6 protein-coding genes and 1 pseudogene are annotated in these 8,791 nt (G+C 62.8%); 5 read left to right on the top strand and 2 right to left on the bottom strand.

Going from position 1 to position 8,791, the window contains the following annotated elements; genetic code table 11:
• Window positions 1-780 (bottom strand): annotated as a pseudogene (locus WCA85_RS23185) (cobaltochelatase CobT-related protein); the annotation flags it as partial.
• A 5-nt stretch (window positions 781-785) separates the two neighbouring features.
• Entirely contained in the window at window positions 786-2,009 is a 1,224-nt protein-coding gene (locus WCA85_RS23180) for an AAA family ATPase (RefSeq protein ID WP_424067191.1), read from the bottom strand.
• Window positions 2,010-2,435: 426 nt separating this feature from the next.
• On the opposite strand from WCA85_RS23180, the gene WCA85_RS23175 reads away from it, so the two are divergent.
• The 5 genes from WCA85_RS23175 to WCA85_RS23155 all read left to right on the top strand — a co-directional run.
• A complete protein-coding gene (locus WCA85_RS23175; RefSeq protein WP_424067190.1) occupies window positions 2,436-3,524 on the top strand; it encodes a porin in 1,089 nt (362 codons plus the stop codon).
• 126 nt (window positions 3,525-3,650) lie between these two features.
• Complete coding sequence (locus WCA85_RS23170; RefSeq protein WP_424067189.1) at window positions 3,651-4,724, top strand: FAD-dependent oxidoreductase; 1,074 nt, start codon at window positions 3,651-3,653, stop codon at window positions 4,722-4,724.
• A 248-nt stretch (window positions 4,725-4,972) separates the two neighbouring features.
• Window positions 4,973-6,880 (top strand): allophanate hydrolase, encoded by a 1,908-nt coding sequence (gene atzF / locus WCA85_RS23165; RefSeq protein WP_424067188.1) that lies wholly within the window; start codon window positions 4,973-4,975, stop codon window positions 6,878-6,880.
• A gap of 53 nt (window positions 6,881-6,933) precedes the next feature.
• Window positions 6,934-8,031, top strand: coding sequence for a BMP family ABC transporter substrate-binding protein (locus tag WCA85_RS23160; RefSeq protein WP_424067187.1), 1,098 nt, complete (start codon window positions 6,934-6,936; stop codon window positions 8,029-8,031).
• 36 nt (window positions 8,032-8,067) lie between these two features.
• The coding region (locus tag WCA85_RS23155) for an ABC transporter permease (RefSeq protein ID WP_424067186.1) at window positions 8,068-8,791 on the top strand (724 nt) is incomplete at its 3' end.

Raw genomic sequence — 8,791 nt, 5'->3', positions numbered from 1 at the left:
TCCCATGCCCGTGGCATTCAACGCGTCGGCACCGGCGCTGGCCCCGGCCGGCGACGTTGATGCGCTGTCCTGATCGGCGCGGGTGCCGTCGCTCTCGAACGGGTCGAATGATGCCGCGTCCTGATCCGTATCGATGTCCTCGGCCGTCCCAACAGAAAACATCATGTTATTGACGTCGCCCGCCGATAAAGCCCGCACGCGAGCCATGATCGCTTGCGCGGCTGCAATGCTGTCGCCGCTTGACTGGCTTCGGCCCGCTTGCACGAGCAGATCCTGCGTCGCGAGCAACCCAGCGGAAAGCGATTGACTGATTTCGCCAGGGTTGACCGGTTCATGCCACAGCGCCTGTTCGACACACCAGATAAACCGGTCGCGCCAACGTAAACGATTCCAGCGCTGCTGCGTGCGCGCTGCCGCGTGCTCGCGCAGCTTGCCGATAAACCAGCGCGCGCCCGGGTACTCAGCGAGCAACTGCGCGCAAACACGCCGGTCTTCGATCACCTGCGCAAGCTGTGAGGTGATGCCGCGCGGCAGCGCGTCGAAGCGGCTCAACTCGGAATGTTTGGCGCGCGCGACCAGCAGGTCGAGATAGCCGACCAGCACATCGGTTGAGAGGCCTTCGCCCACTTCATAATCGGGAATGACAATCCGGCCGCGCTCCACACGTGGCCCGTCGGGACTGAACGCAACCGTCACACCATATTGCCCGGTCAGCACGCGCGCGATCTTGCCGAGCGCGGACTCGAACTCAAAGCCTCGGGCGTCGCGTGCCGCGTGCATCGCGCTCACCCGGCAGGAGCGATGTGATGTCGAATGATGCCGCGGATCAGCGCCGCATCTTCGGGGCTGACTTTCGCATAGATCGCGGGGCCGGCGGCGCGCTCGGGGTCGCCGGTGCGCAGCATCAGCTCGGCCCAGTCGAGCAGCCGGCGTGTGGAAAATGCGCTCGAGAGGTCCTCGCGCGCGAATGCGGCCCGGCAGTCGGCGGCAATCGCTGCGAGCGTCGCGGCCAGCGCCGGTGTCATATGTGGCGCGAGCGTGCGCACCAGCACGTCGGCTTCTTCTGCGGGCGAAAGGTAGTCGAGCAGATACACACGCCATCTGTCGAGGAACGCTTCGTTCATCAGATTCGCGCCTTGATACAGATGCCGGAACTGGCTCATCGCGCCCACCGCGTTGGCGGTGGCAAAGAGACGAAACGCCGGATGCGGCGCGACGACTTCGTTGCCTTTTTCCTTGAGCGTCAAGCGTCCATGCGGCTCCAGCACGGCGGTGAGGGCGGCGAGAATGGAGGGTTCAGCAAAATCGATTTCATCGACGATCAGCCAGAGGCCTTCGCGCATCGCCGTTGGCAACACGCCGTCGACCCACAGCGTCGCACCGCCCTTGACCGTCCAGAAGCCGACGAAATCGCCCACGGTGGTTTGGCCGTTCATGTTCGAGCGCACCACGCCGTGTTGCGCTCGCGCGGCCACCTGTTCGATCAGGCTGGTCTTGCCCGCGCCCGTGTGACCGATCAGCATCACACGTTTGTTCTCGACAATATCTTCGACGATATCGTTGAAGCGCTCCGAAAAAAGGTAGGCCGGGTTGACCCTTGGCACGAGCGGGCCGGGCACGCCGCACGGCACATCCACGTGACCGATCCGCACGGTCTGCACGGCACTCGCCACCGAGTTCGCACGCTGCTGAGCGGCGGCAGAGGTGGCGCGCTGCAACTCCGGCATGAACGAAACGCGCTGTTTGGCGTCTGCTGTGGATCCCGCATCACGCGCCTCGAACACAAAGCCTTCGCGATGCCATTTCTTGAGCTTGGCACGCAGGTTCTCGGCATCGACCACGAGGTCGATATCCACCGCGCCTTTGACTTCGCCATCCTGAACACCGTGCTCGAGGCGCCAGGTTTGTGGGCGGTCCGCGATGCTGACCCGCCACCATTCAGCGCCTGTTGCAGTGCGGCGCAAATAAAGGCCAAGGCGTTCGTCTTCAGTCAGTTCGGGCGCATTCATCGGGCATTCATCGTGGCGTGGCAAGCTGGTTGAGCCATACGGCTGATCGATAGACGCGTATCTTAGCGCGGACCCGCCGTGACGCACTGCAGGACGACAGATGCGGCTTGCATACCCACGAAGTTTTATTGCAGGGCGACAGCGACAAGGCAAATCACCTTTGCCGCAAACGAAATATACTGGCGAGGCGCCTTCACCTATAGTTCGGTCACCTATACAGGAATAATTGAAGGTGCATGGCTGGGTCGATTCGAATCATTCAGGCGGCGCGTCTGTTGATCCGCTAGTCGTTGGGATTGTTCGTACGGACGCACCTTGGGACGGAACGCAGGCAAATTCGATGGCAATGCCTGGGCGCCTGAATCATTCTGGCAAAAATAACGAGTTAATAACCGACACCGGATGATGAGACTACGCACAACACTCATGGCTACCCTGCTGGTAGCGAGTCCGCTTGCTGCTCACGCTCAAAGCAGTGTCGTCCTTTATGGACGGCTGGATGGCGGCTTCCAGTACCTGAATCACGTGTCCAACGGCAACGGCAGCACCTCCACGAGCTGGAGTGCCGAAGGCGGCGACTGGGGCACCAGCATGCTGGGCTTCAAAGGCACTGAAGATCTGGGCGGCGGGCTTGCCGCGCTCTTCAGGCTGGAGACTGCCCTGCAATTGATGAACGGCACCACGGGTGGAGGCAGGCTGTTTTCACGGCGGGCCTACGCCGCTTTGGACAGCCAGCAGTGGGGCCAGGTGCAGGCCGGTCGCAATCTGTTCATTGACAGCGACGGCGTGTGGGAATTCGACCCGTTTGTGCAGGAGGCGTTTTCGTCGGCCTCGCTGGTGCGCGGCCGTAACTGGCAGCAGACCAGCAACAACGTCGAATATCACAGCCCGGTTATCGACGGTTTCGACGTGCAAGGCCAGTATGCGTTCGGCAATCAGCCGAATGGTTTCAACAACGGCGCGGCAGGCGAATTCGGCCGCTCCGACGGGATCATGCTTTCGTATCACTCAAAGCTCTTCGACCTGCGCGGGATATACGACGAACTGCGCGACAACAACGGCCAGATGACAAACATCTTCACCAGCTCGCGTGAGTATGTTGCCGCCGCGAACGTGTACATCGAAAAATGGAAGATTCAGGGTGCCTATAGCCATTTCCAGGCGCCGGATACGCCGGCCGGTCTCGCGGATAGCGCCAACTACTACTGGCTGGGTGCCACCTACACGGTGAATCAGGCCTGGGCCGTGACGGCGGCGGGCTTCTATGTGGACATTGGCGATGGCGGCGGCGACGCGCAGCACGATCCGGGCGGGCACGCCACGTTGTACGAGCTTGGCGCGACCTACAACCTGAGCAAGCGCACCTTCCTGTACGGGACGGTGGCCTTCGTGGATAACAGCAAGCAGTCTAATTTATCGCTACTCGCGAACCCGCGAGAAGGCACGGGTAGTACGAGCCCGCTGCAAGGCGAATCGCAGACCGGCGCTTACGTCGGCATCCTGCATCAATTTTAACGGCGTGAAGACGAGCGCGGCGGGGCTTTCCCCACCGCTCGTGGTGTCTTCGTTGCCGGAGCACGGCTGAGTCTGTATGGTGGTCAGTCCACGCGCGGCTCGCCGCGCCAACGCCATGGACGCCGAATGATTCCCAGTACCGCCTCATCTCCCCAACCTTCCCCAGCTCTGCAAGATCCGCTGCGTACTGATGTGCTAATCGTCGGCGCGGGTCCGGTCGGGCTGTTTGCCGCGTTTGAAGCGGGGGTCATTGGCCTGTCTTGCCATATCGTCGACGCATTGCCGGAAGTGGGCGGCCAGTGCATCGAGCTATATCCCGACAAGCCCATCTACGATATTCCCGCCGTCCCGTCTTGCACGGCACGTGAACTGGTCGAGCGTCTGCTGGTGCAATGCCGGCCTTTCGATGTGCCGATCCACCTCGGTCAGCGGGTCGATACCGTCGAGCAGCGCGACGATGGACGTTGGAGCGTGACGACCCGCGAGGGTCTGGCGTTCGATGCCGCAGCGATTCTGCTGGCGGCCGGCAATGGCGCCTTTGCGCCACAGCGTCTGGCTCTGCCCGAGGCAGCGCCGCTCGAAGGGCGCCACGTTCATTACAGCGTGCGCAACGTGGCCGATTTCGCCGACAAAACCGTGGTGGTCGCGGGGGGCGGCGACTCTGCGCTCGACTGGGCGCTTGCGCTACGCTCGACCGCCCGCAAGGTGACGCTGGTGCATCGGCGCAACGGGTTTAGCGCGGTGGACTCCAGCGTCGAAAAGATGCGCCGCGCGGTCGAGGCGGGAGAAATGGATTTCATGGTTGGGGCGATTGCAGGGTTGAACGCGCCCGACGACAAGCTTGAATCGCTGGAGATTCGTCAGATTGGCGGCTCGACGCAACTCGAGGCCGAGCACGTCGTCGCGCTGTATGGGCTCGTCGCGGACCTCGGCCCGATTGCGGACTGGGGCTTGAGTCTGCATGCGGGCAAGGTGGACGTCGACACTTCCAACTACGAAAGCTCGCGCGCAGGCATCTTCGCAGTCGGCGATATTGCTAACTATCCGAACAAACAGAAACTGATTCTGTCCGGTTTCCACGAGGCATCGCTGGCGCTGCGCAAGGCGTATACGTATGCGTATCCGGAGAAGAAGCGGGTGCACGTGCATTCGAGTTACGACGCCAAACTGGCCGAGCGCGTGGCGGCAAGCACCGAATAGGGGAACACGAAACCAGGGCCGAAACGCGCGAACCGTCCCGGTTCATGGCTGCCCTATTGTGGGGAGTGGTGCACAAACATCGGCCGTTGAAAAGCGCGGTAATCCCCCGCCGGAGACTCGGGCAGCGAGCGGGCCCCGCGCGCAAACAGCCGCTGCGTAAGGCGATACAGCGCTACGTGGACTGCCGATGATGCGCTTGGCATAGCTTGTGCTTAGTTGAGTTCAAACTTGTATTCAAGATTGAACTCATGACTATTTCCTCAAATCCCGGCGCGCTTCGCCCGGTTGCTTCAGTGGCTTCGATCGGTGCGCTTTCGGCGCGCTATGCCGAACGCACGCTGACCCCGATGCAATGCATCGAACAAACGCTGCAGCGCATCGATGCGTCCGGGCGTCCCGAAGCGTGGATCTATCGCGTGCCTGCCGAGGCGCTCTACAAACGTGCGACGCAACTTGAAGCGCTGCGTGCGGAACTGGGCGAGGCGGTGCTCGCGCGCATGCCGTTGTTTGGCATACCGTTCGCGATCAAAGACAACATCGACGCCGCTGGCATTCCCACCACGGCGGCCTGTCCCGAGTTCGCCTACACGCCCACTGAGTCGGCCTTTGCCGTGCAGCGTCTGCTGGACGCTGGCGCGATCCTGATTGGCAAGACCAACCTCGACCAGTTCGCCACCGGCCTGGTCGGCGTGCGTTCGCCATATGGCGCGGTGCGGCAGGTCGAGTTTGGCGAGCGGGTTTCCGGCGGCTCCAGTTCCGGTTCAGCGGTGTCCGTCGCAGCAGGATGCGTGGCGTTTTCTCTCGGCACGGATACCGCCGGGTCTGGTCGCGTGCCCGCAGGCTTTAACGAACTGGTGGGACTGAAGCCCTCAATTGGGCTGATCAGCAAGCGTGGTGTGGTGCCGGCATGCAAGAGCCTCGACTGCGTGTCGATCTTTGCGCATACCGTCGCGGATGCCTGGCAAGTGCTGAGTCAGTTGGCGCAATTCGACCCGCTCGATGGCTACTCGCGGCGCGTGCCTTCGCTTGGTCTGATGGCGAGCCCGTGCCGCATCGGCGTGCCGGAACGGGCCGAGTTCTATGGCGACGCACTCGCCGCGCAAGCCTTCGAGGCTGCACTCGATACCGTGCGCGCGCACCTCGCGCCGACCCCGGCTGCGATCGACCTCGTGCCGTTCACTCAAGTGTCTGCGTTGCTCTACGACGGTCCGTGGGTCGCGGAACGGCGCGCGGCAGTGGGCGAGTTCTTTGACACGCATCGTGAGGCGATGGACCCGGTAGTGGCCGGCGTGATTGGCAAGGCCGATCAGTTCAGCGCGGTGGATGCCTTTAACGGGCAGTACCGCCTTGCTGAACTGAAGCGTTACGCGGAAAAGGTATTCGAGGACATCGACGTCCTGATCGTGCCCACCACACCGACTCATCCGACCATCGCTGCCGTCAAGGGCAATCCGGTCGAACTCAACAGTCAGTTGGGCTACTACACGAACTTCGTCAACCTGCTCGATCTGTGTGCGCTGGCGGTGCCGTGTGTGCGGCGCGCGGACGGCTTGCCCGCCGGTGTCACGTTGATTGCGCCCGCAGGCGCCGACCAGCGGCTCGCGGTGCTCGGCGAGCAGATTCAGCAGCTTTTCTTCGACCACGCCAATAACGCGGACAGCAGCGACATCAAGCAAAATCCGCTGCCAGTTGACGAGCCGTCTATCACCGTCGCCGTGGTCGGCGCGCATCTGCGCGGCCAGCCGTTGAACGGACAACTGCTCGAAGCCGGCGCGCGCTTTCTCGAAGCGACCCAGACGTCGCCCGACTACCGCCTGTTCGCACTAGCCGGTACCACGCCGCCGAAGCCTGCGCTGGTGCATGCCCCGCAACCCGCTGACGCTGACGGCCAGCCGTCCCAAGCCATTGCCATCGAGCTATGGCAAGTGCCGCTGCGCCTGTTCGGCGCGCTTGTCGCTCAAGTACCCGCGCCGCTTGGCATCGGCACCGTCCGCGTGGCCGATGGGCGCACCGTCAAGGGCTTCATCTGCGAACCGGCGGCTGTCACCGCGGCGGCAGGGGCGCGTGACATTACGCATTTCGGCGGCTGGCTCGCCTATCTGGCGAGCCTTGCGGCCGCCAACGCAAGTGGCCACCCCGGCGCTGTTAAACCGTAACCCGCATAACCCATAACGCTCCATAACCCTCAACCCACGAGACCGGATACGCCATGAGCAATCGTCGCCACTTTCTAAAGAATGCCAGCCTGCTGACGCTCGGTGCGGTGCTGCCATTCGAATCGGTATTTGCCGCCAGCAAACTGACCGTCGGTGTGATTTACGTCGGCGCGCGCGGTGACTATGGCTATAACCAGGCGCAGGCCACCGCCGCCAATGTGATCAAGACGCTGCCCAACGTGAAGGTCGTCGAAGAGGAGAACGTGCCGGAGACGATCGCGGTGCAGAAGTCGATGGAAGCGATGATCGAACAGGATGGCGCCACGCTGGTCTTCGCCACCTCGTTTGGCTACTTCGATCCGCACGTGCTGAAGATGGCGGCCAAGTATCCGAATGTGCGCTTCGCGCATTGCGGCGGACTGTGGAAACAGGGTAATCCGCCGAACATCACCAGCTATTTCGGCTATATCGACGAGTGCCAGTATCTGAATGGCGTCGTCGCTGGCCACATGACGAAGACCAAGAAACTCGGCTTTGTCGCTGCCAAGCCGATCCCACAGGTGCTGCGCAACATCAACGCGTTCACGCTCGGCGCGCAGTCGGTAGACCCGTCCATCACGACGCACGTGATTTTCACCGGTGACTGGTCGATGCCCGTCAAGGAAGCGGAGTCGGCCAACAGTCTGGTCGATCAGGGTTGCGACGTGCTGACCTGCCACGTCGATGGTCCGAAGGTCGTGATCGAGACCGCCGAGAAGCGCGGCGCGATGAGCTGCGGCTACCACGCGAGTCAGGCGGCGCTTGCGCCCAAGGGCTATCTGACCGGCGCGGAATGGGACTGGGCCACGCCGTACAAGGAACTGGTAGCGGGCGCGCAAGGCGGCAAGCCGCAGCCCAACGTGCTGCGCGGCGGTCTGAAAGAAGGTTTCGTGAAGATGTCGCCGTACGGCGCGAAGGTCACGCCGGATGCACGTCAGAGCGCGGACGGCGTGAAGTCGAAAATGCTGTCGGGCGAATTCGTGATCTTCAAAGGTCCGATCAAGGACAACAAGGGCGTCGTGGTGGTGGCCGACGGCACGAGTCACGTGCAGACCGACTACACCCTCGAAAGCATGAACTACCTGGTCTCAGGTGTGGTGGGCCAGATCTGATGCACCTGCGGTCCGACCAATTCTCAAGGAGCGGCCATGCGTCCTAACGCGAGTTCTGCCCGGCTGATGCTCGGTGTGTTGCCTGCCGTGCCCACGGTGTTCGCGCTCGCGGGCACGCTGTTGCTGTTCTGGCTGTTCCTGCTGGTGCAGGGCGCGCCGGCCATGGATGCGATCGGGCTGATTTTCCAGGGCGCGTTCGGGTCGTCGTTTGCCTGGCAAAGTACCTTGCTGCGAGCGTCGCCGTTGATGTTGACTGCGTTGTGCGTGGCGCTGCCGGCGCAGGTTGGGCTGGTGGTGATTGGCGGCGAAGGAGCGCTGGCGCTCGGCGGTCTCGCTTCGGCGGTCGTGCCGCAATGTCTGCCCGCCGGCACGCCGTGGCTCATCGCCACGCCGTTGATGGCGATTGCCGGCATCGTAGCGGGCGGCATCTGGATCGGCGCAGTGGGCGCGTTGCGGCAGTGGCGCGGCGTCAACGAGACGATCAGCAGCCTGTTGATGTCATATATCGCCATTGCGCTCTTCAAGTTTCTAGTGGAAGGACCGTTGCGCGATCCAGCGAGTCTTAACAAGCCCTCCACGTTCCCCGTACCCGATGCCATGACCATCGGCTCCTTGCCGGGTCTCGAAGTGCACTGGGGGCTGCTGTGGGGTGTGGTTGCCTGTATTGCCGCCTGGGTGTTCGTCAAGCACAGCACGAAGGGTTTTGCGATGCGGGTGGTAGGCGGCAGCAACCGCGCCGCGCGGCTGGTCGGCTTGCCGG

Origin of the sequence: Paraburkholderia sp. (assembly GCF_049581445.1) — a bacterium.
In the GTDB taxonomy this organism is placed as follows: Bacteria; Pseudomonadota; Gammaproteobacteria; order Burkholderiales; family Burkholderiaceae; genus Paraburkholderia.
Note: the sequence above shows the minus strand (reverse complement) of the source record. Positions and strands in the feature narration are given on the sequence as shown.